Source organism: Pseudomonas duriflava (assembly GCF_007830155.1).
Taxonomy (GTDB): domain Bacteria; phylum Pseudomonadota; class Gammaproteobacteria; order Pseudomonadales; family Pseudomonadaceae; genus Chryseomonas; species Chryseomonas duriflava.
This window is the reverse complement of the sequence record NZ_VLKY01000002.1, coordinates 263,513-289,633: the sequence shown is the minus strand read 5'-3', so window position 1 is coordinate 289,633 and position 26,121 is coordinate 263,513. Positions and strand designations below refer to the sequence as shown.

At 58.8% G+C, this 26,121-nt stretch carries 24 protein-coding genes and 2 pseudogenes; 12 read left to right on the top strand and 14 right to left on the bottom strand.

All coding sequences use genetic code 11. From position 1 onward, the window contains the following. Positions 1-253: 253 nt before the first annotated feature. Complete coding sequence (locus tag IQ22_RS03785; protein ID WP_145138281.1) at positions 254-1,012, bottom strand: SDR family oxidoreductase; 759 nt, start codon at positions 1,010-1,012, stop codon at positions 254-256. Positions 1,013-1,128: 116 nt separating this feature from the next. Here IQ22_RS03785 and IQ22_RS03780 point away from each other — a divergent pair, with 116 nt between their 5' ends. Then, on the top strand, positions 1,129-1,773 hold the full coding sequence (locus IQ22_RS03780; protein WP_145138279.1) for an HAD family hydrolase: 645 nt from the start codon (positions 1,129-1,131) through the stop codon (positions 1,771-1,773). Between the two features lie 154 nt (positions 1,774-1,927). On the opposite strand, the gene IQ22_RS03775 is transcribed toward IQ22_RS03780, so the two are convergent. Next, a complete protein-coding gene (locus IQ22_RS03775) occupies positions 1,928-2,854 on the bottom strand; it encodes a choline ABC transporter substrate-binding protein (protein WP_145138276.1) in 927 nt (308 codons plus the stop codon). A gap of 146 nt (positions 2,855-3,000) precedes the next feature. Beyond that, positions 3,001-4,512 carry a choline-sulfatase gene (betC, locus tag IQ22_RS03770; RefSeq protein WP_145138273.1) on the bottom strand — a complete coding sequence of 504 codons (1,512 nt, stop codon included), beginning with the start codon at positions 4,510-4,512 and terminating at the stop codon, positions 3,001-3,003. A gap of 114 nt (positions 4,513-4,626) precedes the next feature. Between betC and IQ22_RS03765 the strand changes: the two genes are divergently transcribed. From IQ22_RS03765 to IQ22_RS24015, 3 genes and pseudogenes are all read left to right on the top strand, one after another. Next, positions 4,627-5,568: a choline sulfate utilization transcriptional regulator gene (locus IQ22_RS03765; protein WP_145138270.1), complete on the top strand. Its 942-nt coding sequence runs from the start codon at positions 4,627-4,629 to the stop codon at positions 5,566-5,568. Positions 5,569-5,636: 68 nt separating this feature from the next. After that, a pseudogene (locus IQ22_RS24020) lies at positions 5,637-6,437 on the top strand (MCP four helix bundle domain-containing protein); the annotation flags it as partial. After that, positions 6,429-7,292, top strand: a complete 864-nt coding sequence (locus tag IQ22_RS24015; protein ID WP_425298840.1) for a methyl-accepting chemotaxis protein — start codon at positions 6,429-6,431, stop codon at positions 7,290-7,292. The pseudogene IQ22_RS24020 and the gene IQ22_RS24015, both read left to right, overlap by 9 nt. Positions 7,293-7,409: 117 nt before the next feature. On the opposite strand, the gene IQ22_RS03755 is transcribed toward IQ22_RS24015, so the two are convergent. The 3 genes from IQ22_RS03755 to IQ22_RS03745 all read right to left on the bottom strand — a co-directional run bounded on the left by IQ22_RS03755 (position 7,410) and on the right by IQ22_RS03745 (position 9,781). Beyond that, positions 7,410-8,027 (bottom strand): NAD(P)-dependent oxidoreductase, encoded by a 618-nt coding sequence (locus tag IQ22_RS03755; RefSeq protein WP_145138265.1) that lies wholly within the window; start codon positions 8,025-8,027, stop codon positions 7,410-7,412. A 201-nt stretch (positions 8,028-8,228) separates the two neighbouring features. Then, positions 8,229-8,612, bottom strand: a complete 384-nt coding sequence (gloA2, locus tag IQ22_RS03750) for an SMU1112c/YaeR family gloxylase I-like metalloprotein (protein WP_145138262.1) — start codon at positions 8,610-8,612, stop codon at positions 8,229-8,231. Then, complete coding sequence (locus IQ22_RS03745) at positions 8,612-9,781, bottom strand: lactonase family protein (RefSeq protein ID WP_145138259.1); 1,170 nt, start codon at positions 9,779-9,781, stop codon at positions 8,612-8,614. Before IQ22_RS03745 ends, gloA2 begins: the two co-directional genes overlap by 1 nt. A 189-nt stretch (positions 9,782-9,970) precedes the next feature. Between IQ22_RS03745 and IQ22_RS03740 the strand changes: the two genes are divergently transcribed. Both IQ22_RS03740 and IQ22_RS03735 read left to right on the top strand, forming a co-directional pair. Next, entirely contained in the window at positions 9,971-10,987 is a 1,017-nt protein-coding gene (locus IQ22_RS03740) for a zinc-dependent alcohol dehydrogenase family protein (RefSeq protein WP_145138256.1), read from the top strand. Between the two features lie 5 nt (positions 10,988-10,992). Beyond that, the gene (locus tag IQ22_RS03735) at positions 10,993-11,352 is read left to right on the top strand and encodes a DOPA 4,5-dioxygenase family protein (protein WP_145138253.1); all 360 of its coding nucleotides are present in this window, start codon (positions 10,993-10,995) and stop codon (positions 11,350-11,352) included. Positions 11,353-11,474: 122 nt separating this feature from the next. Here the strand turns inward: IQ22_RS03735 and IQ22_RS03730 are convergent, their stop codons facing one another. Further along, complete coding sequence (locus tag IQ22_RS03730; protein ID WP_145138250.1) at positions 11,475-11,993, bottom strand: anti-virulence regulator CigR family protein; 519 nt, start codon at positions 11,991-11,993, stop codon at positions 11,475-11,477. 102 nt (positions 11,994-12,095) lie between these two features. After that, positions 12,096-12,512 carry a hypothetical protein gene (locus tag IQ22_RS03725; RefSeq protein WP_145138248.1) on the bottom strand — a complete coding sequence of 139 codons (417 nt, stop codon included), beginning with the start codon at positions 12,510-12,512 and terminating at the stop codon, positions 12,096-12,098. A 238-nt stretch (positions 12,513-12,750) separates the two neighbouring features. Between IQ22_RS03725 and pbpG the strand changes: the two genes are divergently transcribed. After that, complete coding sequence (gene pbpG, locus IQ22_RS03720; RefSeq protein ID WP_280177075.1) at positions 12,751-13,671, top strand: D-alanyl-D-alanine endopeptidase; 921 nt, start codon at positions 12,751-12,753, stop codon at positions 13,669-13,671. Between the two features lie 91 nt (positions 13,672-13,762). Here pbpG and trpA read toward each other — a convergent pair whose 3' ends face one another. Together trpA and trpB are read right to left on the bottom strand one after the other, a co-directional pair. Beyond that, positions 13,763-14,572: a tryptophan synthase subunit alpha gene (trpA, locus tag IQ22_RS03715; protein WP_145138245.1), complete on the bottom strand. Its 810-nt coding sequence runs from the start codon at positions 14,570-14,572 to the stop codon at positions 13,763-13,765. Then, positions 14,569-15,777 (bottom strand): tryptophan synthase subunit beta, encoded by a 1,209-nt coding sequence (trpB, locus tag IQ22_RS03710; protein ID WP_145138242.1) that lies wholly within the window; start codon positions 15,775-15,777, stop codon positions 14,569-14,571. Before trpB ends, trpA begins: the two co-directional genes overlap by 4 nt. A 104-nt stretch (positions 15,778-15,881) precedes the next feature. On the opposite strand from trpB, the gene IQ22_RS03705 reads away from it, so the two are divergent. Continuing rightward, positions 15,882-16,769 carry a LysR family transcriptional regulator gene (locus IQ22_RS03705; RefSeq protein ID WP_145138240.1) on the top strand — a complete coding sequence of 296 codons (888 nt, stop codon included), beginning with the start codon at positions 15,882-15,884 and terminating at the stop codon, positions 16,767-16,769. Positions 16,770-16,802: 33 nt separating this feature from the next. Here the strand turns inward: IQ22_RS03705 and IQ22_RS03700 are convergent, their stop codons facing one another. Continuing rightward, the gene (locus tag IQ22_RS03700; protein WP_145138237.1) at positions 16,803-18,188 is read right to left on the bottom strand and encodes a NorM family multidrug efflux MATE transporter; all 1,386 of its coding nucleotides are present in this window, start codon (positions 18,186-18,188) and stop codon (positions 16,803-16,805) included. 119 nt (positions 18,189-18,307) lie between these two features. On the opposite strand from IQ22_RS03700, the gene IQ22_RS03695 reads away from it, so the two are divergent. From IQ22_RS03695 to IQ22_RS24005, 3 genes and pseudogenes are all read left to right on the top strand, one after another. Next, positions 18,308-19,231 (top strand): LysR substrate-binding domain-containing protein, encoded by a 924-nt coding sequence (locus tag IQ22_RS03695; RefSeq protein ID WP_145138234.1) that lies wholly within the window; start codon positions 18,308-18,310, stop codon positions 19,229-19,231. Positions 19,232-19,375: 144 nt separating this feature from the next. Further along, a pseudogene (locus IQ22_RS24010) lies at positions 19,376-20,521 on the top strand (Cache 3/Cache 2 fusion domain-containing protein); the annotation flags it as partial. After that, positions 20,516-21,376, top strand: a complete 861-nt coding sequence (locus IQ22_RS24005; protein ID WP_425298839.1) for a methyl-accepting chemotaxis protein — start codon at positions 20,516-20,518, stop codon at positions 21,374-21,376. The pseudogene IQ22_RS24010 and the gene IQ22_RS24005, both read left to right, overlap by 6 nt. A gap of 59 nt (positions 21,377-21,435) precedes the next feature. Here the strand turns inward: IQ22_RS24005 and IQ22_RS03685 are convergent, their stop codons facing one another. From IQ22_RS03685 to IQ22_RS03675, 3 genes are all read right to left on the bottom strand, one after another. Further along, positions 21,436-23,424, bottom strand: a complete 1,989-nt coding sequence (locus tag IQ22_RS03685; RefSeq protein WP_425298835.1) for a BCCT family transporter — start codon at positions 23,422-23,424, stop codon at positions 21,436-21,438. Between the two features lie 109 nt (positions 23,425-23,533). Continuing rightward, entirely contained in the window at positions 23,534-25,039 is a 1,506-nt protein-coding gene (locus tag IQ22_RS03680; protein ID WP_145138228.1) for a YifB family Mg chelatase-like AAA ATPase, read from the bottom strand. A gap of 30 nt (positions 25,040-25,069) precedes the next feature. Then, positions 25,070-25,378, bottom strand: a complete 309-nt coding sequence (locus tag IQ22_RS03675; protein WP_145138226.1) for an accessory factor UbiK family protein — start codon at positions 25,376-25,378, stop codon at positions 25,070-25,072. A gap of 401 nt (positions 25,379-25,779) precedes the next feature. Here IQ22_RS03675 and glnK point away from each other — a divergent pair, with 401 nt between their 5' ends. After that, positions 25,780-26,118 carry a P-II family nitrogen regulator gene (gene glnK, locus IQ22_RS03670; RefSeq protein ID WP_003096476.1) on the top strand — a complete coding sequence of 113 codons (339 nt, stop codon included), beginning with the start codon at positions 25,780-25,782 and terminating at the stop codon, positions 26,116-26,118. The last annotated feature ends 3 nt before the right edge of the window (positions 26,119-26,121 follow it).

Sequence of the window (26,121 nt, the reverse complement as noted above, 5' to 3'; positions counted from 1 at the left end):
TACGTGAATAGATGAGATCTCTCTTTATAGGGCAAAGGCTTTATAAGCCGACTTGTTATCCTAGGAATTCACAAACAATTAATAAATAAAAACAAGATAAGGCCTTATAAGGATATGCTAATAAGCTATCGGGCTATCAAAATATAAATAGGTAGGCCTATTTAAGCTGCTCCTGGCCTTAATGTTAGAGGCTGCCTGTTTAGGCATGGCCTCCTAGGAGGCCAAACGCCTTTTAATGGCAACCTTTCCCATCTCAGCCGCGGCCCACATACGGCATTTTGGTTGCCATTACCGTCATAAGCTGCACATTCGCTTCCAGCGGCAAGCTCGCCATATAGCGCACGGCATTCGCTACATGCTGCACGTCCATTCGCGGTTCTACCGCGGTCTCTCCATTGGCTTGTAGGATGCCTTGAGCCATGCGTTCAGTCATATCGGTGGCGGCGTTGCCGATGTCGATCTGGCCACAGGCAATATCAAAAGCGCGGCCATCAAGGGAAAGGGATTTGGTAAGGCCGGTGATAGCGTGTTTGGTGGCCGTGTACGCGATGCTGAAGGGACGCGGGGCGTGGGCGGAAATAGAGCCGTTGTTGATGATGCGACCGCCGCGGGGCGTCTGATAGCGCATGAGGCGGAAGGCGGCGCGGCTGCACAAGAAAACACCGGTGAGGTTGGTGTCAACCGTGGCACGCCAGACGCTGACGTCCAGTTCGTCGATGGGCACGGCTTGAGCGCCTATGCCGGCATTGTTAAAGAGCACGTCGAGCCGGCCATAGGTGTCCTCGATGCGCTCGAACAGAGCGTCGACGCTGTGCTCGTCGGTCACGTCGCAGCTAACGGCCAGGGCTTCCTGCCCCTTTGTGCGAGCTTCTTCCACAAGCGCCTGGAGTGGCGCTTCACGGCGGGCAGCCACTACCACGCGGTAACCGTCTTCAAGGAGCGCCTGGGCGACGGCCTTGCCGATGCCTTGGGAAGCGCCGGTGACGAGGGCAACTTTGATGGGTGTATTCATGGGTGGCTCCGGCTTTTTCTTGTGAATTGTTTAGCGGATTCCGAGCCTAAACCAGCAGGCCGATATCGTCACGATGGTTTAGGCTGAAAAGATTCCCAGGCTGGCATGAGAACCTTATGCACTATTCCCATCTGCTGTTCGATCTTGACGGTACGCTGACCGACCCCAAGCTGGGTATTACCCGCTCGATTCAGTATGCATTGGCGCAGATGGGAGTCGACGAACCGAATCTGGACAACCTGATCCACTTTATCGGCCCGCCGCTTCATGGTGCGTTCATGGAGACCTATGGGTTCACCAGCGAGGAGGCCTGGCAGGCAATCGAGCATTATCGGGAGCGCTTTCGAGAGGAAGGGCTGTACGAAAACTTTCCTTATCCCGGCATTCACGAGTTGCTGGCGGAACTACAGGCGACCGAGCGCAAGCTGTACGTGGTTACGTCCAAACCGTGGATCTACGCCAACGAAATTCTCCGGCATTTTGAACTGACGGGGTATTTCAAGGCTGTTTATGGCAGCGAGCTGGACGGTACCCATTCAGACAAGGCCGACCTGATTGGCCATGTACTGGAGACGGAGCAGCTAGCCGCAGAAACGTGCCTGATGATTGGTGACCGCAAACATGATCTGATCGGCGCACGGCACAACAGCGTGGAAGCCGCCGGGGTGTGCTATGGCTATGGTGGCCGGGCGGAGCTGGATGCCGAGGCGCCGGCGTATGTGTTCGAAACGCTGGAGGATTTACGCGCGGCGTTTATGTAAGGGTAGGAGAGCAGCAAATGCAAAGGGGCGGAGCAGCACGTACCGGTGAGGATCAACGGAGGCTGGAAAGCACCTGAAAGACACCACGCTATAAAGGCCATCCCGGCAGGGTGGGTTTCGCTTGTGCTCAACCCACCCTGCCATGCAGGAGGCGTCAGGGTTTGAGTTGAGGTTCCATGGCCTTGATGGCATCGGTGCCGTCCTTGGCCTTCACACCGCGTAGCCAGGGTTCCATGACTTGCGGGTGGGCCTTGATCCAGTCCCTTGCTGCAACATCGTAACTGGCCTTCTTTTCAAGGGCGGCATTCATGATGGAATTTTCGATTTCGAGAGTGAAGGTCAGGTTGCTGAGCAGCTTGGCCACATTCGGGCACTGCTCGGCGTAACCCTTGCGCGTCAGGGTGTGCACGGTGCCTTCCTCGCCAAAATATTTTTCGCCGCCGGTAAGGTACTTCATCTCGTAATTAACGTTCATTGGATGCGGCGTCCAACCCAGGAAAACGATCCACTGATTGCGTTTCACCGCACGGCCGACCTGAGCCAGCATGGCTTGTTCGCTAGACTCAACCAGTTGCCACTTGCCCAGGTTGAACTCGTTACCGTCGATCATTTTCTGGATCGACTGGTTGCCCGGTGCACCAGAGCCGATGCCGTAGATCCTGTCGTTAAACTTGTCTGCATGTTTGGCGAGATCCGACAGATCCTTCACACCCGCTTCCCAGACATACTGGGGGACCGCCAGGGTAAACTGGGTTCCGGTCAGGTTTTCATGCAGGTCAGTCACTTGCCCCGATTTTACAAACTGATCGTAGTAACTCTGCTGCGCCGGCATCCAATTGCCCAGGAATGCATCGATCTGGCCATCCTTCAGCCCGCCAAAGATGATTGGCACCGACAGGGTTTCGACCTTGCTGTCATAGCCCAGCGATTTCAGCAGAAAACCGGTGATAGCGTTGGTGGTGGCAATGTCGCTCCAGCCTGGGTCGGCCAGTTTAACGGTGCCGCAGGCGGCGTCTTCCGCCCAGGCGTGTGTACCGAACGCCATGGCTCCGGTCATCAACAGTGCGGACATCTTTTTCATGCGTGCTTCCCTCAGCGTGGCTTGTTATCTGTCATTGCTCGCTCGGCCTGTTCCGAGAGAACGGCATTGCAAGATTGGTAAACCCTACGCCATGACAGTTCCCTCGGAAAAGGCGACCTCCTCCCGCCAGCATGACTGGTCTCGGTTCAAATCGGCTGCGGATACCGTGCGCGACGCTCCAGGTCGTCCAGGTCGATGTGGTTGCGCATGTACTGCTGGCTGGCATCCACGAAGGGCTGATGGTCCCAACTGGTGCGGATACCTTTCTCCAGCGCTTCGGCCACGAACCGACGTCGCCGCTGGCTAGCAAGCACGTCGGCGTGGATCCGCGAGATATCCCAGCGCGACTGGGCCTCTTGCAGAAATTCGGCCATCACCGCCTGATAGGCTTCGGTGCCGGCCAGGTTTTCCAGCTCCTGTGGATCGTTGATGAGGTCGAACAGCAGCAGCGGGTCCTGTTCGGAATAGATGAACTTGTAACGGCCGCGGCGGATCATCATGAGCGGGCTGCAGGTGCCTTCGGCCATGTACTCGCCGATGACCTCATCGTGACCTCCGCGGTTTTCCAGGTGCGGAAGTAGCGAGCGGCCATCCAGCGGCAGGCCGGGTTGCAGTTCGCCACCCGCCAGCTCTACCAGGGTGGGGAGCAGATCCATGGTCGAGACCGACGCGCTGACATGGTGCGCCGAGAAGTGTTTGGGTGCATGGATGAGCAGCGGCACGCGGGCGGACATCTCGAACCAGTGCATCTTGTACCAGAGGCCCCGCTCGCCCAGCATGTCGCCGTGGTCGCCGGAGAATATGATGATCGTGTCGTCGGTCAGGCCGCAGTTATCCAGCGCCTTGAGCAGCTTGCCGATGTTGCTGTCAACGTAGCTGCAGGCTCCGTAGTAGGCGCGGCGGGCGTCGCGGATCTTTTGCTCCGGCAGCGGCTTGTCCCAGAGGTCGATGACCTTGAGCAGGCGCTCGCTGTGCGGGTCCTGTTCGCCTTGGCCCAGCGTCACGCGGGGCAACTCGATGTTGGTGTCTTCGTAGAGGTCCCAGAATTCTTTTGTGATGGTGTAGGGGTCATGCGGGTGGGTCATGGAGACGGTCAGACAGAACGGCTGATCGTCGCCACGACGGACATGGTTGTAGAGGTACTGCTGCGCCTTGAAGACAACTTCTTCATCGAAGTCGAGCTGGTTGGTGCGCACGGAAGGCCCGGCCTGCAGGACTGAAGACATGTTGTGATACCAGCTCAGGCGTACGTCCGGCTCGTCCCAGTTCACTGCCCAGCCGTAATCGGCGGGGTAAATATCGCTGGTCAGACGTTCCTCGTAGCCGTGAAGCTGGTCCGGTCCGCAGAAGTGCATTTTGCCGGACAGCGCGGTGCGGTAGCCCAGTCGGCGCAGATAGTGGGCGTAAGTTGGAATGTCGGCCGGAAAATCAGCGGCGTTGTCATAGGCGCCAATCTTGGACGGCAGCTGCCCGCTCATCAGTACGAAGCGCGAGGGTGCACAGAGCGGGCTGTTGCAATAGGCCGAGTCAAACACGACCGCCTCTTCCGCCAGGCGCTGCAGGTGCGGCAGCTTGACGGGCGAGTCTGCCGTATACATAGGCAGGATCGGTGCCGCCATCTGGTCAGCCATGATGAAGAGGATATTCGGTCGTTTCATGTGCCACTCCCGTCGTATTCAGACTGGTTATGCGATAGTGCGGGCCTCATCATCAGGTCTATGGGTTTCATGGGTAAACCGCATAGGAACACATGCTTCGGATAAGGAAAGCTTATGGCATTGGCAGACGAGCCCCTGTCGCTGGATAGCCTGCGGGTGTTTGAAGCAGCGGCGCGGCACTTGAGTTTTACCGCGGCGGCGGCTGAGCTGGGCACGACCCAGCCGGCGGTTAGTCAGCAGATCAAGCGGCTGGAACGGCAGTTGTCCGTGCGCCTGTTTGATCGGGTGTACCGGGGAATTGTGCTGACCGAGTCGGGCGCGCTGCTGTTGGACTATGTACAGACCGGGTTGGAGAGCATTGATAGTGGAATAGCGGCTATCACGCAGCGGAGTCCGCATGAGGTGCTAAAGGTCGCAACTGATTTTGCCTTTGCAGCCTACTGGCTGATGCCGCGTCTGCCGCGTTTCCATGAGGCCAATCCGGACCTAGACGTCAGTTTGATTACCGGTGATCGTGCGCTTGGCCTGGCCCGGCAAGATATCGACGTGACGCTGACCTTTAGCGACGGTCGCTTCAAGCATGGCGACGCGCTGGCGCTGTTTCGTGAGGAGGTCTTTCCGGTATGCAGCCCCCGTTTGGTAAAAGAAATGGCTCTGCCGCTGCCCAGACAGGCTCTGGCGAGCTTGCCCATGCTGCACTTGAAACCCGGCGTGAACAGCCATTGGTTCGACTGGAAGGGCTTGTTTCAGGCCCTCAATATCCAGGCACCGCCGATTCCCGCTGTGCTCAGTTTCGACAACTACACCTTGGTAATCCAGGCGGCCATCGCCGGGCAGGGCGTAGCCATTGGCTGGCGGCATCTCGTTGATGATTTGCTGCATCAGGGATTGCTATGCCGACCGATCCAGGAGTCAGCGACCTCGGCTTACGGCTATTACGCGCTGTTGCCCGAGCGCAAGCGGCGTGGGCGGCTGATCGAGCGCTTCGTCGGCTGGCTGCACGATGAGCTAAATGGTAGAGGTGCCGAGATAGAGCGCATTAAGCTCGGAATCTAGGTGTGCTCTACATGCTCGGATACAAATTAAGCGCTCAATATTAAGGCGTACCGCCCGATAGGAAGAACATGAATGCTAACTCTCAAGGATTCGGCACTATGTTCTTACGAAAAGTCAAAATTGCTCCGCGTCTGGCGTTGGGCTTCGGCTGCATGGCTTTGCTGACCTTGGTGCTGGGCCTATTCGCGCTGGGACAAATGGGCAGCATGCGCGAGCAGTCGCGCGAGGTAGACACAGATTTGGTCCCCAGCCTCAATGCTTTGAGTGAACTCAACATGAGCATGATGCGGGCCCGGGTATTCACGCTACGAATGATTGCTGCAGAAAATCAGGAAGAGCTGCGCCAAGACATTGAGCGCCTGAACAACATCCGTGCTGAGCTGAGCAACTCGCAGCGGGACTATGAAAAACTCATGGATCAGCCAGAAGAAAAGCAGATTTATGAGCGCTTCCTGAATTGGCAAAATCAGTATCTAGCGGGTCAGGATAAAGTGGTCCAGTTTGCCTTAAATGGGGATGTTATTGCTGCACGTGATCTCATCAATAGTCAATTGAACGAGACTGCCGACAAGCTTACGGTAGAGCTTAAGGCGCTGACGCAATTCAACTCCGCACTGGCCAGCAAGGCGTCTGACCAAGCCGAGGAGGCCTATGAAACAGGTCGTCTGGGTGTAGGTGTTGCTATTGCCGTGGCTTTTATTATAACCGCATTGCTTGCCTGGTTCCTGAGTCGCAGCCTTCTGCAACCGCTGGCGCAAGCGCTGCGCAGCGCTCAAGCCGTGGCGGCGGGCAACTTGAGTGAGCCGGTACGCGTAGAGGGCAAAGATGAGGTTGGGCAGTTACTCGAATCGCTGTCCATCATGCGCGGCAATCTGCGCGATACGATCGAACGGATCGCCTCGTCTTCGAATCAGCTGGCGTCGGCGGCCGAAGAGCTCAATGCCGTGACTGAACAGTCTTCACGCAGCTTGAACAGCCAGAACGGTGAAATCGAGCAGGCCGCGACGGCCGTCAATCAGATGAGTGCGGCGGTAGATGAGGTAGCGCGTAATGCAGTATCGACATCCGAATCGTCCAAGCGCTCTACGCAGGTAGCACACGAAGGCCGCAGCAAGGTTGACGGCACGGTTAGCGCTATCGAGCGGATGGCTGGTGATGTAGGCAAGACGTCCACGTTGGTGGAAGGTCTGGCAGAGCAGTCGCGGGATATCGGCAAAGTGCTGGATGTGATCCGTGCCATTGCTGAACAGACCAACCTGTTGGCGCTCAACGCTGCCATCGAGGCGGCACGAGCGGGCGAAGCGGGGCGTGGTTTCGCGGTAGTAGCGGATGAAGTTCGTGCCCTGGCGCACCGTACGCAAGAGTCCACTCGCGAAATCGAAACCATGATTGGAGCGATCCAGGGCGGTACGCAAGAGGCGGTGTCCTCCATGCAGAGCAGCAGCAGCCAGGCGCAGAATACATTGCATGTGGCGTTGGCCGCTGGCGCTGCGCTGGAAGAAATCACTCAGGCCATTGCCGAGATCAACGAGCGCAACCTGCTTATTGCCAGCGCGGCGGAAGAACAGGCGCAGGTAGCCCGGGAAGTGGATCGTAACCTGGTCAACATACGTGAGCTTTCGACCCAGTCAGCTACCGGCGCCGCAGAAAGCAACGCGGCCAGCAGCGAGCTATCGCGTCTGGCTGTGGACCTGAATACGTTGGTTCAGCGGTTCGTGATCTAAGAAACAAACCAGCGAGGCAGCGGCGCGGTGCCTTTCGGCTATTGCGCCTTACGGACAGGCAGGACCAACCGTTAGGGCGCAATAAGCGGGGTGCACTGCCTCGCAACGATTTCTAGGCTAGTGGACCAAGCTCAGGTGCTGACCGCTATGGCCTGGGCGTTCCAGCATGTCGGCCACCTCGGCGGCAAAGTGCAAAAGTTCGTGTGGCAGGTCGCGGCTGGACAAGGCGGCCAGCTGGGGAATTCGCTCGTTGCTGGGAAAAGGGCAGCTCACCAGCGTCCAATGCAAGGGGCTGGTATCCAGACGGTCATGGATCTTTTGGCAAACGAGACGCCAGTCCGGGTCTGCGCCATCGTCCTCAAGGCCTGAAAAATCACCCACCAACAACAGTTGCGAAACCTTGACCTTGCGCAGGCCGCTGATCAGAGCCGCGACAGCATCCACCAGGTAAGTCGGATCGTTCAGGGTAGGCGTGGCGTCGGACGAGGCGCGTGGCGGGTCGAGTACAGCGATTACCGCTTTCATTCCTGCTACATTCCGGCTGACCTTCTGAGCGCTGAAGACATGACTGGTTTTGACATCAGGGTACGGGCGGGGAGGCAAGGCACTGAAGTCGACCGTCAGCGGGATCGCCTCGTGATCACGGCTGCGCAGCTCGGTCATTAGCGCTTGTCCGACCGGACTGAGCGCGCCATAGACCGCTACCTTAAGTGCTCGCGCTTCGGCATGCTTCATGTATACCTCGCTCACGACGGACGTTGAATACTGGACCGTTCATGCCGTCCAGGGTTCTACCCGCGGTGAGCCGGTCATGCGAGACATAATGAAAAAAGCCCTCGACTCCTGCAACGCCTGGGCACCCTACAGATAAGCCGAGGCGAATCGTAAGGTGCGCCAAGCGAAGCGCAATGCGCCTCCACTGTAGACTAATGTGACTTACCGCTCGTACAGCTCCAGCGGCAAGTCATCCGGATCGGCGAAAAAGGTAAAGCGCTTGCCGGTAAGTTCATCCAGGCGGATCGGTTCTACCGTTATCTGATAGCGCTCAAGGTGCGCCACCGCAGCGTCCAGGTCGTCCACCGCAAACGCCAAGTGCCGTAGCCCCTGGGCTTCAGGTCGAGATGGGCGAGGCGGCGCCTCGGGAAAGGAGAACAGCTCAAGCTGCGCATGCTCGCCCACCGCAAGGTCCAGCTTCCACGACTGACGCGCCTCACGGTAGGTTTCGGCAATCACTCGAAGACCCAACACTTCAGTGTAGAAGCGCTTGGAAGCAGGATAGTCAGAGCAGATCAGCGCAACATGATGCAGGCGATCGAACATCACGGCACCGCCACGAACTTCAGGTCCGACGGCATGGAGATATCCACGCTCTGCAACTCATCACCCAGCTCGCCCGTCTGCGGATCGCGGGCGAATACCTTTACTTGATTGCTCTTCTGGTTAGCGACCAAAAGGTAACGGCCCGTGGGGTCGATGGCGAACTCCCGTGGTTCAAGGCCGTTTACGGAGTGCCGCTCGATAAAGCTCAGGGTGCCTTCCACCGGGTCTACGGCAAATACGTCGATGTGGTTATCATCGCCACGATTGACCGCATACAGGAAGCGTCCGTCACTGGAGAGATGCAGCGCTCCGGCGCCCACGCGGCCATTGAAGCCTTCCGGTGCCAGCGTATAGAGCTGCAACTGGCGTAGGGTGCCGTTCTCATGAGCGAAGACCATGACCTGGCCGGTTAACTCTAGGGTCAGGTAGGCGAAGCGGCCGTCCGCACTGAAGACCAGATGACGTGGCCCGCTACCGGCAGGTACAGGAACATAAGGCGTATCGGCCAGTGTCAGCGGGCGCTCGTATTTGGCCGGATTGTACCGGTAGGCAAAGACTTTGTCCGCCCCTAGGTCTGGCGCGAAAAGGTACTGGCCGTCTGGTGAAAAGGTTACGCCATGCACATGACCAGAGACCTGCCGCTCGGGGTGAGCCTTGCTGGCCTGGAAGAACTCGATCTGTGCGACAGGGCTCAGGACACTGTTATCTTGCACGGGCAGCACGGCCAGAGAGCCTTCCGGTTCGACAGAGTAGTTTGCCACGAACAGAAATTTGCCATCCGGGCTAAGTGTGGAGTGGGTAGGATGATCGCCCAGGGTCTTGACCTGGCTGATCTGCTGGAGCCGACCGTTACTAGGATCGAAGCGGTAGGACGTAGCCCGTCCTATATCATCGCCCTGGCTGCCACGGCCATTCTCGTTGACCACAAATACGGTGCGGCCGTCGCGCGATAGGCTCAGGTAGGAGGGGTTGGATGCCTTGACCACGCGTAAGGGGCCGTTGATCTGTCCGGCGCGGCTGTCGAAGCGGTAGACGTAAAGCCCTTGGCTGCTGCCACTGGTATAGGTACCAACCAGAAGATTGTAAAGCCCCGGCTCGGCTTGGGCCGTGGGAGCGATGCCCGTCAGGGGCGCTAGCAGAAACAACGGGAGTAGGGAAGGCAGCTTCATAACGGTTACTCGTTGGGTCTGTAAGGGCACGGAAAAAGTTAGCTAGAGACCGGAATGCTTGATTTCAGTTCGACCTGAGACTCATCCTGTTGAGCGTCCTTATCCGTGCGCGGTCCGAACTTAGTGTAACGGTATGAGCCCCGCGCGTGTCGGCTCGACCTTTGTCTATTTCTCAATCAGGAACATACGATGCGCTTCTATTGCTTGCCTAAAGCCGAATCCTATAGCGACCTGACCCTACGCGAATGTGAAACACCCAAGCCTGCCAGGGGCCAAGTACTGGTCAAGATGAAGGCTGCTTCCCTGAACTACCGAGACCTGATGGTAGCCACCGGCCGTTATGCCCGTGGTGGGCTGCCGGCAGACCTGATCCCGCTCTCCGATGGTGCGGGCGAGGTGGTGGAGATCGGTGATGACGTGGACCGGGTAAAGGTGGGAGATCGTGTCGCCGGTATCTTCATGCAGACCTGGATCGGCGGTCATCTGGACCCTACCCACAGCGCCTCGGCCCTAGGCGGCGCTATTGACGGTGTGTTGGCTGAATACGTGCTGTTCGACCAGAGCGGTGTGGTTACGCTGCCGGAGCACCTGTCCTACGAGGCGGGGGCTACCTTGCCCTGCGCGGGCGTTACCGCCTGGCATGCCCTGTTTGGCAGCGTCCAGCCTTTGGTTGCCGGGCAGTCCGTTCTGCTGCTTGGTACCGGCGGCGTTTCCATCTTTGGCCTGCAGTTTGCCCATGCGGCTGGCGCAAGGACGATCATTACCTCGTCCAGTGACGAAAAGCTTGAAAAAGCCAAGGCCCTGGGCGCTCATGAAACCGTGAATTACAAGCAGCATCCCGAGTGGCAGGAACAAGTTCTTGGCTTGACCGATGGCATCGGTGTGGATCATGTCGTGGAAGTAGGCGGTGCCGGTACGCTGCCGCGTTCGCTGCGCTCGACACGGCCTGGTGGCGCTACGCACCTGATTGGCGTATTGACCGGTGGAGAGATCAACCCGGCCGCGCTAATCCAGCGCTCTGTTGTACTGGAAGGCATTTATGTTGGCTCGCGAGAAATGTTCGACGCTATGAACCGCGCTATTGCCTTGCACCGAATCGAGCCGGTTATCGATAAAGTTTTCGGATTCGATGAAGCGGAAGCGGCTTACCGGTACATGGACGGGCAGAGCCACGTGGGCAAAGTTGTTATCCGGTTCGAGGACTAACGCAGATGACAACAGCCGTCATTCAGGGCTATCACGCCCATGTTTACTTCGATGCGACAACGCTAGACCAGGCCAGAGCCCTATGTGAAACCGTCGCGCAGAGGTTCGAGGTGACAATGGGCCGGGTACACCAACGCCCGGTCGGTCCGCATCCGGACTGGAGCTGCCAACTGGCATTCCGTCCAGAGATGTTTGCCGAGGTGATTCCCTGGCTGGCGCTGAACCGGAAGGGGCTGGTGGTGTTTATCCACCCTGTGACGGGGAATGATCGGGCGGATCACCGCGATCACGCGATCTGGATGGGGGCGGTACGACCGCTCGATCTCTCCGTGTTGCCCGAAGAGCCGGTGCAGTACGCGTTTTGAATACAGAAGGGTAAACGGCGCCTGGCACTGCGCCGTTTATCACCGTATGAGGGTGCACCGCTTGGTCTGGGGCGCACCTTGTACGAGGCCTTAAGCCCGGCGTACGGCTGGAGATGGCATAATCAATCCAGTACGTTGTGCAGGATCTCGTACACGATGCCGGTGGTAACGGCGATCAGCACCATATCAGTACCCAGGCGACGCCATTCGTAGCCCTCATAGCGTGGCAGTTGCTTTACGACACCGGGCGGCAGAGGTTTGCCGTAGCCACGGGGAAGCGGCTTGCCTTTGGCAATCACGAGACCGTGAGGAAGCGGTGCTCCACGACCGATTTCGCCCCGATGGGCGCGGATGGTTTCCCGAACAGGCCCAAAATCACGAGGCGGCTGGTGCTTGACATTGCCCTTCGCTACTACCGGCTGGTTGCCATGGTTGGGCTTACCATTTGGCTGCGCATGATTCTGGTGACCGGAAGGCTGCGCCTTGGGGCCTTGGTTATGGCCATTCTGCGGGGTGGCATGAGCTTGGCCTTTACCGCCTTGCGGACCTCTCTCCTGGTCGGGTGGCGCAGCCAACGCCAAGGGGGCTCCTGCGCATGCCGTAATGCACAGGCTCGCGATAACTTTTTTCATCATGTTCATGTAGTCCCTCTCGCTCCAGCCTGACGGCGGAGTGCATTACTAAATAGGGGTAGTACCGGTTTGGACCGTTAGCCCTGGCGGGCTTTCAGTCGTGGGCCGCGCTTATTCAGGCTTTGTACCTGTGTTTTTGAATACAGGTGCCGTGCTATGGGCGGCTGCGTGTTTATCACCATGGTTGGTAGCGTTCTGCGTGGTTTTCGCTTTTGCCTGGCTGGTGTGCTGCACGGTGGTTTTTGACGTCTGCGCAGCCTTGTGGCTGTTGGCTGAGGTGTCTTTTTTCAGCGTTGCGGCTTGTTTGCTGTTCGGCTGAGTGCTTTTTTGCTGAGTGTTCTTGTGCGCCGTATGGCTCTGGGAGGCGTTCTTTTGTGAAGCTTTGTTGGCCGGGGTCGGCTGGGTCTGCATGTGAGCGGCTTTGTCCGGTTGTCCAGCAGGTTGTTCCGCTTGTGCCGCCAGGGCCAGCGACGATCCCAGACACAGGGTGATACTCAGGCAGGCAACGGATTTTTTCATAACGCTCATATATTCCTCATTCTCCGTCAGGGCGGAGATAATCAACTAAATCGCCTCGGGCTATACCACTAGAGGCTGAGTCAGTGTATCGAGCACCTTCAAGGTTGTGGGCTTTGTCAATAAAGCTTTACTCTCCGTTGACGAAAAAAGCCTATGCAGGCTCTTTCATGCCCTCGTGTCCCGAGCTTTATACTGCCGCAGCGCCGGACTCCGCTCCGCTCTTCATCTCTTCAGCAGGCGACTTTTTGTGAAACCACTTTCCTTTGTACTCAGCGCTTTATTGGTCGGCAGCAGCCTGATCTTTTCCCCGGTCTTTGCTGCCCAGGCCAAGCCGACTACCCCTCAACAGCAGGAGCTGGCCTCCGGCAGCGCGCTCCTGGTAGACATGCAGACGGGCAAGACCTTGTACTCCAGCAATCCTGACGTCGTGGCGCCCATCGCCTCAGTAACCAAGCTGATGACAGCTATCGTGACGTTGGATGCCAAGCAGCCCATGGACGAGGTCTTGTCGGTCAAGATCGATAATGTGGCGGAAATGAAGGGTGTGTATTCCCGTGTCCGTCTCGGTAGCCAGTTGAGCCGGCGCGACCTGCTGCTGCTCACGTTGATGTCCTCGGAAAACCGGGCGGCAACAACGTTGGCAGAACATTACCCTGGCGGAGTGAAGGCGTTCGTCGCCGCCATGAACACTAAGGCTCGGGCGCTGGGCATGACCAATACTCATTACGCCGAACCTACAGGGCTATCGCTGCATAACGTCTCGACGGCTCGTGATCTGGTCAAGCTCCTGCAGGCGACCCGCAATTACGCGTTGATCGGTCAGCTCAGTACAACGAAAGAAAAAACCGTGGCGTTTCGCAAGCCGAACTACACACTGGGTTTCCGCAACACCAACCATCTGGTCAGCAAGCCTGACTGGAGCATTCAATTGACCAAAACCGGCTTTACCAACGAGGCCGGGCATTGCCTGGTGATGCGGACAATCATGAATAATCGTCCGGTCGCTTTCGTGGTGCTGGATGCCTTTGGCAAGTACACCCACATGGCCGATGCCAGCCGCCTGCGAAAGTGGTTGGAAACCGGCAAGGTTACACCGGTGCCGGAAGTCGCCAAGGCCTACAAGCAACAGCGTAACTTGGCGTCCCGCCAGGCGATAGCGACGCAGTAAGCACGTCGCGATAGGCTAATCAGAGAGCAGTGGGCCCCTAGTTCCAAGGGGCCACTGCATTCTGTGCAATGCACTTTGCTAAGGCCGTGGCCTAGCGGCGTGCGCTACGAACCGCTTCTGCCAGGCTGTTGCACAGGCTTAGTACGCCTTCCACGGCTTCAGCGCTACTGTTTGCCTTGGCAATCTGATCGACCAGGGCCGACCCTACCACCACACCGTCTGCCAGTTGAGCGACCACCCTGGCTTGCTCCGGTGTACGGATACCAAAACCTACACACAACGGTAGCTGAGTGAACTGACGCAGACGCGTAACGGCGTGTTCAATATGCTCGGTGGTTGCCGAGCCGGCACCGGTTACCCCGGCTACCGACACGTAATACACAAAGCCCGAGCTGCTATTCAGCACACGCGGCAGGCGGTTGTTGTCCGTGGTGGGCGTGGTCAGCCGAATAAAGTCGATTCCCACAGCCTGAGCCGGGTCACACAATTCGGCGTCGTGCTCGGGCGGCAGGTCCACCACAATCAGGCCGTCTACACCCGCGTCCTTGGCTTCGGCCAGAAAACGCTCCACGCCGTAACGGTGGATCGGATTGTAGTAGCCCATCAGTACCAATGGCGTTTCGGACTCTTCCTGGCGGAATTCGCGGACCATGTTTAGCGTCTTCGCCAAGGTCTGGCCGCTCTTCAACGCACGCAAAGCTGCCGCCTGGATCGCGGGGCCGTCGGCCATCGGATCGGTGAAGGGCATGCCCAGCTCAATTACGTCAGCACCCGCTTTGGGCAAGCCCTTGAGGATCGCCAGAGAGGTCGCATAATCCGGGTCGCCACCGGTGGTGTAGGTGACAAGCGCTGCGCGGCCCTCTTGTTTCAGTTGGGCGAAGCGGGTTTCCAGACGGCTCATAGCTTGTCTCCCAGATGACTCATCACGGTTTGCATGTCCTTGTCGCCACGGCCGGAGAGGCAGACGATCATGATGTGATCCTTTGGCAGCGTAGGCGCGCGCTTGTAGGCTTCAGCCAGGGCATGGGCGGATTCCAGCGCCGGGATAATGCCTTCCAGACGGCAGGTGGCGTGGAATGCCTCTAACGCCTCGTCGTCGTTGATCGGTACATACTCCACACGCTTTACATCGTGCAGCCACGCGTGCTCCGGGCCGATACCGGGGTAGTCCAGACCGGCAGAGATGGAGTGTGCGTCGGTGATCTGGCCGTCATCGTCCTGCAACAGGAACGTACGGTTACCGTGCAGCACGCCGGGTACGCCGCCGTTCAGGCTCGCGGCATGCTTGCTAGTGTTGACGCCGTGACCACCGGCTTCAACGCCAATAATCGCCACGTCCTTATCGTCCACGAATTCATGGAACAGGCCCATGGCATTGGAGCCGCCGCCTACACAGGCGATCAGGCTGTCGGGTAAACGGCCTTCCTTTTCAAGAATCTGCGCCTTGGCTTCGCGGCCGATTACAGCCTGGAAGTCGCGGACCATAGCCGGGTAGGGGTGCGGGCCAGCTACAGTACCGATCAGGTAGAAGGTATCGGCAACATTGGTTACCCAGTCGCGCAAGGCTTCATTCATCGCATCCTTGAGCGTGCCCGTACCGGCAGTGACTGGAATTACCGTCGCGCCCAAAAGCTTCATGCGAAAAACGTTGGCCTGTTGGCGGTCGATGTCGGTAGTGCCCATGTAGATCACGCAGGGCAGGCCAAAACGAGCGGCCACAGTGGCTGTAGCCACGCCGTGCATGCCGGCGCCAGTCTCGGCAATGATGCGGGTCTTGCCCATGCGCTTGGCCAGCAGGATCTGGCCGATGCAGTTGTTGATCTTGTGCGCGCCGGTGTGGTTCAGCTCTTCGCGCTTGAGATAGATCTTGGCGCCACCAAAGTGCTCAGTCAGACGCTCGGCAAAATACAGCGGGTTGGGGCGGCCAATGTAGTCGCGCTGGAAATAGGCCAGCTCATCCAGAAAGGCCTGATCCTTCATCGCGGCGGTGTACTCACGCTCAAGATCCAGAATCAGCGGCATCAGAGTTTCGGCTACATAGCGGCCACCAAACTGGCCGAACATACCCTGTGCGTCAGGGCCTTGGCTGTAGGTCATGTCTGTCATGGGGAAAGCTCCCAGTGAATATGGCTTTCACACTAACCGGTTGCTGACTAGGAATAAATCGATAAGATCGCCTGCATCTGTTAGAAAAACTCACAGGTAGGCCAATGAGCGATCTTCCTCCTCTCAATGCTCTGCGTGCCTTCGAAGCGGCAGCCCGTTTGGGTAGCGTCAGCAAGGCCGGCGAAGAGTTGTTTGTTACGCACGGGGCGGTCAGTCGACAAATACGTGCGCTGGAGGAACAGCTGGGTGTGGTGCTGTTCGTCAGGGAAGGCAGGGGGCTGGCGCTGACCGAGGCGGGAGTCCGGCTGCGCGATGCCAGTGCCGAAGCCTTTGAGCGCCTACGCAGCACCTGCGCCGATCTTAAGCGCGGCACCCGTGAGGCACCGTTTGTATTGGGCTGCTCGGGCAGCCTGCTGGCACGCTGGTTCATTCCCCGGCTGGACAGGCTCAATCGAGAACTACCCGACCTGCGCCTGAGCCTGTCTACCAGTGAGGGTGAGCTTGACCCGCGCCGCCCCGGCCTCAACGCCACGCTGCTGTTTGCCGAGCCGGAGCACCCGTCGGACATGCAGGTCTATTCGTTGGCTGCCGAATGTATCGGCCCGGTCCTCAGCCCGCGCTATGCCGGGTTTGCCCACTTGGTTCATGCACCAGCGGCGGCGCTCTTGCATGAACCTTTGCTGCACACCGTCTCACGCCCTCAGGCCTGGCCTGCCTGGGCACAGCGGCATGGGCTGTTAACAGACCAACTTACCTTTGGCGCTGGCTTCGAGCATTTGTATTACCTGCTGGAAGCTGCGGTGGCGGGGCTGGGTGTGGCCATCGCCCCCAAGCTACTGGTGGAGGGCGACCTGGCCACTGGGCGACTGGTGGCGCCTTGGGGGTTTGTGGAAACCGGCGCGCGTCTGGCGCTCTGGGTGCCGGGACGGTTGGCCGACCCGAGGGCCCAGCGGCTGGCGGAGTGGTTACGTCTCCAGCTAGAGGAGGGATAACCCCCTCTCTCCTGATCTTTACCGGTGCGGATGTTAATTCAGTACGGCCGACTGCGCCTTGCCAGGCTGATCCTGCGTCTGGCCCAAGCCGCGCATGTGCCGCTCGAAGGCCCAGGTCAGGATGACCGCGGCACAGGCCAGGCCCAGTGCCAGTCCCCACCAGACGCCCTGCGCGCCAAAACCCAGCGGCAAGCCAAGCAGCCAGGCGGCGGGAATACCAATCAGGCAGTAGCAGATTACCCCTAGCCCCAAGGCCTGCCGGGCCTGCCGAATACCGCGCAGCGCACCGGAGGCAATGCCCTGAATGCCGTCGAACAGCTCGAACCAAGCGGCAATGGCCAGCAGGCTTACGGCAAGGGAGAACACATGGTTGGCCTCTTGCGGGCTCACGAACAATGCCACCAGCGCTTCCGGCATCAGCCAGAACACGAGCGCCACTGCCAGCATACAAAGGGCACCTACACCAATACCCAGGCGGCCAGTCAATCGCGCCAGGTGGACGTTGCCAGCACCAAAGTGCTGGCCGATGCGCAAGCTGGTGGAATAGGCCAGCCCTACCGGCACCATAAACACGACATACACAAGCTGGTTGGCGATCTGATGGGCAGCCAGCTCTGTTGCGCCCAAGGCGCCCATGCACAGGGCGGCGGCTGCAAACAGGCTTGTCTCGACGGCGTAGGTTCCGCCGATAGGCAGGCCCAGCCGTACGGTTTCGCCTAGTGCAGCACGCTTCGGTGGCCATAATTGAGAGGCGATGGGATAGGCCGCATAAGCCTTGCCGTGGCGAATCGTCAATGCCAGTGCGATGGCCATGGTTGTCATAACCAGGGCAGTGACCAGGCCGATTCCCGATAATCCCAGGAAGGGCAGCCCCAGCCAGCCTTCGATGAATGCCAGATTAAGCACCAGATTGGCCAGCGCGCCGCCAATGGCAATGGACATCACCGGGCCGGGTCGACCAATGCCGCTGGTAAAGCTGCGCAAGGTCATGAACACCAGATAGCCGGGCAAGGCAAAGCTCACGGTGTGGATAAAACCCATGGCCTGCGCCGTTGTGTCCGGAGCTTGACCCAGCACGAGCAGCACCGGCTCCAGCAGCCACAGGCACAGCATGGCCAGCAGCGCCAGCCCGCCTGCTATCCAGAGACCTGCAGAGGCAATGTCGGTCACGCCGCGGGTGTTCTGTGCGCCCTGGTGGATAGCTACCAGATTTCCGACGGCAGCAATCACCCCAACGCACACAACCGAGAAAAAGGAATAGGCCGCTGCACCCAGCCCACCGCTGGCCAGTGCCTCGGGCCCGAGACGCCCCATCATTACCGTGTCGGTAAAAACCATAGCAATATACGCCAGTTGAGCGGTAATTAGCGGGACGGCCAACCGGGCCAGTGAAAGCAGTTCAGAGCGTAGCGAAACCATGAGTGCGGCTCACATCAGAGCGGGAGGAAAACCCGCTGGCAGAAAAAGAGCAGCCATTGTTAGCGGAGCCGCAATCGGCTACAACCTGAAAATAAGCCTACCTGCCATGAGTTTTAATCATGTCCAATGCAACGCGTTTGCCTCCGCTTTATGCCCTGCGTGCTTTCGAATCCGCTGCCCGGCATGCCTCGTTCACTCGGGCAGCCCAGGAGCTATCGTTGACCCAGAGTGCGGTAAGCCGGCATATCCGCACCCTGGAAGCTCACTTCAACTGTCGCCTGTTCGAGCGTGTGGGTCGGCATCTGGCGCTTACCGAGTCGGCCAGGCTGTTGCTGCCGGGTGTAAGTGAAGGCTTCGAGGCTCTGGGGCGGGCGTGCTCGGTGCTGCTGGTAGAAGAGCGAGTCCTACGGCTCAAGGCGCCATCTACCCTTTCGCTGCGCTGGCTACTCGCGCGTCTGTCACAGTTTCGGCAAGCCAATACGGATATCGAAGTGCAGCTGACCAGCGCCTGGATGGATTGCGATCATGTGGACTTCTTGCATGAGCCTTTCGATTGCGCCGTGTTGCTAAGCAACGGTCATTTTTCGGAGGACTGGGAGACGGTTCGGCTGTTCGAGGAGTGGCTAGTTCCGGTCTGTGCGCCGGAAGCGGTAGAAGGCGGTTGGGATCTGGAGCGGCTGCGTCAGGCCGAGCTGCTGCATCCCACGCCGGACCGGCGCGACTGGCGCCGCTGGTTACAGGCCATGGGGCTGGCCGATAGTGTCTCCATCCGCGGCGGCCAGGTCTTCGACACGCTGGAGCTGGGCATGGCCGCTGCCTCGCGTGGCTATGGGGTATCCATCGGTGATCTGTACATGGTGGCTGAAGATGTTCAGCAAGGCCGTATCGCCTTGCCCTGGCCCTGCGCTGTGACCAGCGGTGAGGCGTACTACCTGGTTTGGCCCAAGGCGCGACGTGGTCAGGAGCGATTCGTGCGGCTACGGGAATTTCTGCTGGAAGCTGTAAAAGGTATGACCTTACCCGCCGTGACTTACCGGTCATGAGTCCGCCCGGAGCGCTGGTCGCTCGGTCGAATCAAGTTATTGCATTTCTCGCCGATAATAAGCAAGCGACTTAGAAGGGGGCAATGCTTTGCGTAGATAGCTCTCTCGGGTCTCATTGCCAACCTACACAAAGGCCAGAAGGGGATGTCTGGTCTTGAGGAATATTCATCTATGTCTAGGCATCGTTTTGGAATCGCAGGGCAGCTTGGTCTAGCCTTGACAACGATTCTTGTCGTCGTGATTACAGGCAGCAGTTTATTTGCCCTGAATTCACTTAGTGAGTCCACGAAAGAAGCCCACCGCCAGCATCTCGCCAGTGAAGCACGCCTGCTGGCCGAACAACTCAAGACGTTTCACAGTACTCTAGAGGTCAGCACCCAGCGTCTGGCTGGCTTGTTCGAGCGGCGCTTCAATGCCGGCCTGACTCGGGATACCGCCGAGCGCGTTCCTGTCGGGAGCATTTCGGCACCGGCCTTGTATCTACAAGGGACTCGGTTAAATAGCGATTTTACTCTCGTCGATGAATTCACTTCGCTGACGGCGGGTGTGGCCACGATATTTGTTCGTGACGGTGAGGATTTCACCCGGATCACCACGTCGCTCAAGAAGGAAGACGGCTCCCGTGCCATCGGCACACAGCTCGACCGCAAGCATCCGGCCTATGCCGGCTTGCTTAATGGGCAGGCTTATGTGGGACGTGCGGTTCTGTTCGGGCGCAATTACATGACCCAGTACACCCCGGTACGTGATGCCGCGGGCCAGGTCATGGCCGTACTCTTCGTAGGCTTCGATTACACCGATACCCAGAAGCAGCAGTTCGACAGCCTCACGGCTTTCCGCATTGGGAAGACCGGCTCCCTGGCTATTCTGGACGAGCAAGGCAAATGGCTGGTCGCACCGGCTGGCGCGACTAACCCTGACGCGGTAGCGCCCACGCTAACGGCAGTCACCCAGGCCGACGCAAATGTTTTCTGGAACGACGGTCAGCAGGATTTCCAGAGTGTTGTGGCTCAGGTGCCCGGCGAGACCTGGAAGGTGGCCGCTACATTGCCTGAAGCTGAAGTTGACGACCTTATTTGGAGCGTAGGCACTAAGCTGGCGCTTGGCAGCCTGCTGGCACTGATCCTGGCTATTACAGCTTCGGTCATCATGCTTCGGCACAAGCTCAAGCCGCTAGGTCATCTGGTTCGCCAGGCCCAGGCCCTGGGCGAAGGTCAGCTCAGCGTCCGGTTGAAAGTTGAAAGCCAGGACGAAGTGGGTCAGCTGTCGCACAGCTTCAATCAGATGGCTGAAGCGCTATCCAGCACAGTTGATCGGGTTCGTGCTTCGTCCCATGACGTAACCAGTCGCTCCGACCAGCTCAGTACGCTGTCCGGGACTACGCAGCGCCGTTCGGCCGAGCAGTCTGCCCAGATTGATAGCATGGCCAGCGCCGTCGAAGAGTTCAGCGCCACCGCGCAGAACATTGCCGACAGTATGCGCAAGACCGAACAGCTGACCAATGAAAATGCCGCTGAAACGCGCAACGGCACGGCGTCTATGCGGGCGGCGTCCAAGGCATTGGAGCAGATTGCCGAATCGCTGGGTACTACCGCGTCGGTGGTAAATACCCTGGGTGAGCGGTCGCAGCAGATCGGCGGAATCATCAGCGTGATCAGCGGCATCGCCGAGCAGACCAACTTGCTGGCCCTGAACGCTGCCATCGAGGCGGCACGTGCTGGTGAGCAAGGTCGCGGATTTGCTGTGGTGGCTGACGAGGTGCGTAGCTTGGCCGGCCGTACCAGTCAGGCAACACGTGAAATCTCTGAGATGATTGGCTCTGTACAGGAAGAGACCAGCCGGGCCATGAGCTCCATTGGCGAAGGCAATCGCCTGATGCAGCATGGATTGTCACTGAACAATGATGTCGCCCAGGCACTCCAGCGAATCGAAACGCAGATTGGCCAAGCGGTCGAGCAGTTCACCAGCATCGCCCAGGCGACTCATGAGCAGAGCAGCACCGCCACTGCCCTTAGCCGCAATATCCAGACCATTGCGGTGGATAACGCCTCCCAGCGTGAAGCAGCGGAAGAGCTGGCCAGCACAGCCTATGAGCTCAAGCGCTTGGCCGAAGCGTTAAACCACGAGGTCAACCGCTTCAGCTGACTTTGATGGCGCTATAAAAAAAGCCGGTGCAATGCACCGGCTTTTTCATGACGCGTCGTTTAGCGAACCATATGCAAGAAGTGCATATGACGCTCGTATTGATCAAGAATATCGCCGATTACATCCTCACGGCTCCAGCCCATCACGTCATAGTCCTGGCCGCCTTCCTTGAGGTGGACATCAGCACGGAAATATTTGCGGTCCTCACGCTCTTCCTGGGAGCTTTTTGTGTCGCCCATGACAAAACTAGGCATGGCATAAGGGCGTGGCCGGACCTCGTAAACAAACTCCGGGTTTTCCTCCGGGCCAACTTCGATCCGGACGCGGCCATCTTCGCCCTCTTTCACGTTCACCAGATAACTCTGCTTGCGCAGCTCTTCGGCTACGGATTCGCAGGCCGGCTTGACCACTTCGCTGATAAAACGCACCACGTGGGTGCGGCGAGGGAACATGGCAAGATTACGCAGGCGGCGCTGCCAGCCACCGGCGGAGCGGGGCGCCGGACGGGAGATATTGAGCGCCTGGTAACGAATACCGCGTTTGGTGGCATCAAGCTTCAACGCCTTGAGCAAGCCCCACATGGAGCAGAGCAGGGCGATGGTGAACGGCAGTGCGCTGGCAATCGTCGCAGTCTGCAACGCCTTGAGACCGTCTGCCAGCAGCAGAGCAATGGCCACGAGACCCATGCACGTTGCCCAGAAAACTCGCTGCCAGGTCGGTGTGCTGTCCACGCCGCCAGAGGCCAGCATGTCCACTACCATGGCGCCCGAGTCGGCCGAGGTGACGAAGAATACGATCACCATGACGATGGCGATCATGGAGATCACGCCCGAAAACGGGAAGTGCTCAAGAAAGGCAAAGAGCGCTAGTGACGTGTCCTCGTTTACCGCGTTGGCCAGTTCGGTAATGTTGTCCCACAGGATCATATGGATCGCGGTATCGCCAAAGACGGTCATCCACAGCAGCGTGAAACCGGTCGGCACCAGCAACACACCGGAGACAAATTCCCGAATGGTACGGCCACGGGAGATACGTGCGATGAACAAACCTACAAAGGGCGACCAGGCCAGCCACCAACCCCAGTAGAACAGCGTCCAGCCGCCAATCCAGTCATTGGGCTTGTAGGCGTACAGGTTGAAGGTACGGCTCACGATCTCGGTCAGGTAACTGCCCGTATTCTGCACAAAGGTCTGCAAAATGAAGACGGTTGGTCCCATTACCAGCACCATCAGGAGCAGCAGCACGGCCAGGCCCAAGTTCAGCTCGGATAGTCGACGTACGCCCTTGTCCAGGCCGGTCACGACCGAGAGGGTCGCCAGTGCCGTTGTGGCAACGATCAGAATGATCTGCACCGGCACGGATACAGGCACGCCGAATAAATGATTCAGGCCCGTGTTGATCTGCGCCACGCCAAAGCCCAGCGAGGTGGCTACGCCCAAGACAGTGCCCAGGATGGCAAAAATATCCACCGCATGTCCGATCGGGCCATAGATACGTTCGCCGATAAGCGGGTAGAGCGCCGAGCGCAAGGTCAAGGGCAACCCATGGCGAAAGCTGAAGTAGGCCAGGATCAGCGCGACGATGGCATAAATGGCCCAGGCATGCAGACCCCAATGGAAAAACGTGATCTTCATGGCTTCACGCGCCGCGTCGATCGTACTGCCTTCACCTACAGGCGGTGACAGAAAGTGCATGACGGGCTCGGCTACGCCGAAAAACATCAGGCCAATACCCATGCCCGCAGAGAACAGCATGGCAAACCAGGTTGTACTGCTGTAATCCGGTTCGCTGTGATCGGGGCCGAGCTTGATATCCCCATAGCGACTCATGCCAAGAAAAACGACCGTCAGCAAGATCAGCGCAACGGCAAGAATGTAAAACCAACTGGTGTTATCGATGATCCAGGCCTGGATCAGGCCAAATACGGCTTGGGCATTTTCTTGAAAGACGCTGGCGTATATGACCAGAACCAGGATCAGAATCGATGAACCCCAGAAAACAGGGGGATTGAGGGTACGGGTAGGGGGGGAGTGACTTTCGATTGCCATCAGGCACAGGCTCCTTTTTCTGTCGGCGCCAAGGTGGCGGAAAGGAGTGCCTTGGCCGATTCGATCAGGGAACCGGCGTTAAGAAGAGGCGATGATTATGGCGTTCGCCTCAGGCACTCGTGGGTCTGTACTGCAATGCTTCCGCCAGATGAGACCGCGCAATACGCGGTTCCGTTGCAAGATCAGCTAACGTACGGGCCACCTTGATCACACGGTGCAGGGCGCGCAGGGACAGCCCTAGCCGTTCACCTGCGCTCTCGATCCACTGCTGATCGTCTGCAGCCAATGCACAATGCTGGTGCAGGGCTCGCAGATCCAGAAAGGCATTTGCCACGCCTTGGCGCGCAAGCTGCCGTCCCCGTGCAAGGGCTACCTGTTCGGCAGCCTGTCCAGTGCTGATCCGGCCGGTAGTGATACCAGGTTCGGAGCCGCCCAGACGCACGCTTTCCCGGGCGACGGTGATATGCATGTCGATCCGGTCCAGCAGTGGACCGGAAAGTTTACCACGATAACGCTGCACCTGGTCCGGCGTGCACCGGCAGCGGCCCGCAGGATCGCCCAGGTAACCGCAGGGGCACGGATTCATGGCCGCAACCAGCTGAAAGCGGGCCGGGAAGCGCACCCGATCCCGCGCACGGGAAATCACGATCTCGCCACTCTCCAGCGGCTCGCGCAAAACCTCCAGCACCTTGCGGTCGAATTCGGGTAATTCATCCAGAAACAGCACACCCTGGTGGGCAAGCGTGATCTCGCCCGGCCGCGGGCGGCTTCCGCCACCAACCAGAGCCGGGCCGGACGCGGAGTGGTGCGGCTGGCGAAACGGTCGCTGCGGCCAATGGGTCATAGGCATGTGGCTGGCCACGGAGTGGATAGCGGCCACTTCCAGAGCCTCGGCTTCGTTCAGCGGGGGCAACAACCCAGGCAGGCGGCTGGCCAACAAGGTTTTGCCGGTCCCCGGTGGCCCCGCCAGCAGCAGATTGTGCGAGCCCGCGGCCGCCACGATCAGGGCGCGCTTGGCAGCGGCCTGGCCTTGCACATCAATGAGATCGGGATAGGGGTGCGGCTGATGAGTCAGCCCTTGCGCCTCATACACTGGTAATACCGTCTGCCCAGTAAAATGCGCGGCAAGCTCAAGCAAATGACCTGCTGCAATCACCTTGAGACCACCAGCCAGGCTGGCCTCCTCGGCATTTTCATGCGGCACGATCAGGGTGCGTCCCGCTTCGCGTGCGGCCAGTGCGGCAGGCAGCACGCCCTGCACAGGCCGTAGGCTGCCGGAAAGCGCCAGTTCGCCCAGGCATTCGATATTGGTCAGGGCCTCGGCAGGGAGCTGTGCACTGGCCGCCAGGATGCCCAGGGCGATGGCCAGATCAAAGCGCCCGCCATCTTTGGGCAGGTCGGCCGGGGCGAGATTGAGGGTAATGCGACGGGCTGGAAAGTCGAACCCTGAGTTCAGGATCGCGCTACGTACGCGATCTTTGCTTTCCTTGACGGCCGTTTCAGGCAGGCCGACCAGCGTCAGCGCGGGCAGGCCATTGGCCAAATGCGCTTCAACAGTGACACAGGGGGCTTCCACGCCCACTTGGGCGCGGCTATGCACGATGGCAAGAGACATGATCGCTCCTTGATCATGCCGCCAACCGGATTATTCGGTCAGCGGCGGGACAATAATGGCCGGTGTTTCTTCCTGAGTATCCGCCGTGCTCTCAGCGGGTTTGTCTTTGGCTTCCAGCTCGGCCAGGCGGGCTTCGAGCGCTTCCAAGCGCGCGCGGGTACGCTCCAGTACCGCCATCTGTGTATCAAACTCCTCGCGGCTGACCAGGTCGAGACGGCTGAAGGCACTTTGCATTAGAGCCTTGAGCTGGTTCTCGATATCGGCACGCGGCGAGTTCTCGCCAAACAGGCGGCTGGCTTGTTGAGTCAGGGAGTCGAGTAGTGCTTTGGGCGGAAACATACGCGTCATCCAAAAAAATGTAGAAATCAGTGTAGCACGCCCGCTAACAGGGCCGTCCCGCCGCGCATCTGCACGGTTTTTGGGCGGTCCAGGATGAAGCGGTGCCCTTTTATGGTGCAAAACGAGACGAAGAGCTTGTGGCAATACCCTTCATTTGCTCTCCCATTCGGCGCTATCCCTTGCGCCACGTGCTTTTCAGCGAACTGGCAAGCTTTCTGCTTTAGCGCAGTAAGAGATGCACGTGGCACGGCCGAGGCGGTCATGGAATGAGCCGCCGCTTCGATAGGAAACCTGGCGTAACGACGCGGGTGATAAGCACGCGACGTTACAAAGCCGAAGACTGCGCTTAGACTTGAATCGGGGTTCGTTCCTGGGGCAAGTCACTTATTCGGGAGAAGTTCATGAAACTAGTCACCGCCATTATTAAGCCGTTCAAGCTCGACGATGTACGCGAGTCGTTATCCGAGATCGGCGTTCAGGGCATCACTGTGACCGAAGTCAAAGGCTTCGGACGGCAGAAGGGCCATACCGAGTTGTACCGCGGCGCCGAGTACGTTGTCGATTTCCTGCCGAAGGTAAAGATTGACGTAGCCATCGCTGACGACCAGCTCGACCGCGTTATCGAAGCCATTACCAAGGCAGCCAACACCGGCAAGATTGGTGACGGCAAGATCTTTGTGGTGAATCTGGAGCAGGCGATCCGTATCCGGACCGGCGAAACCGACACCGACGCTATCTAAAAA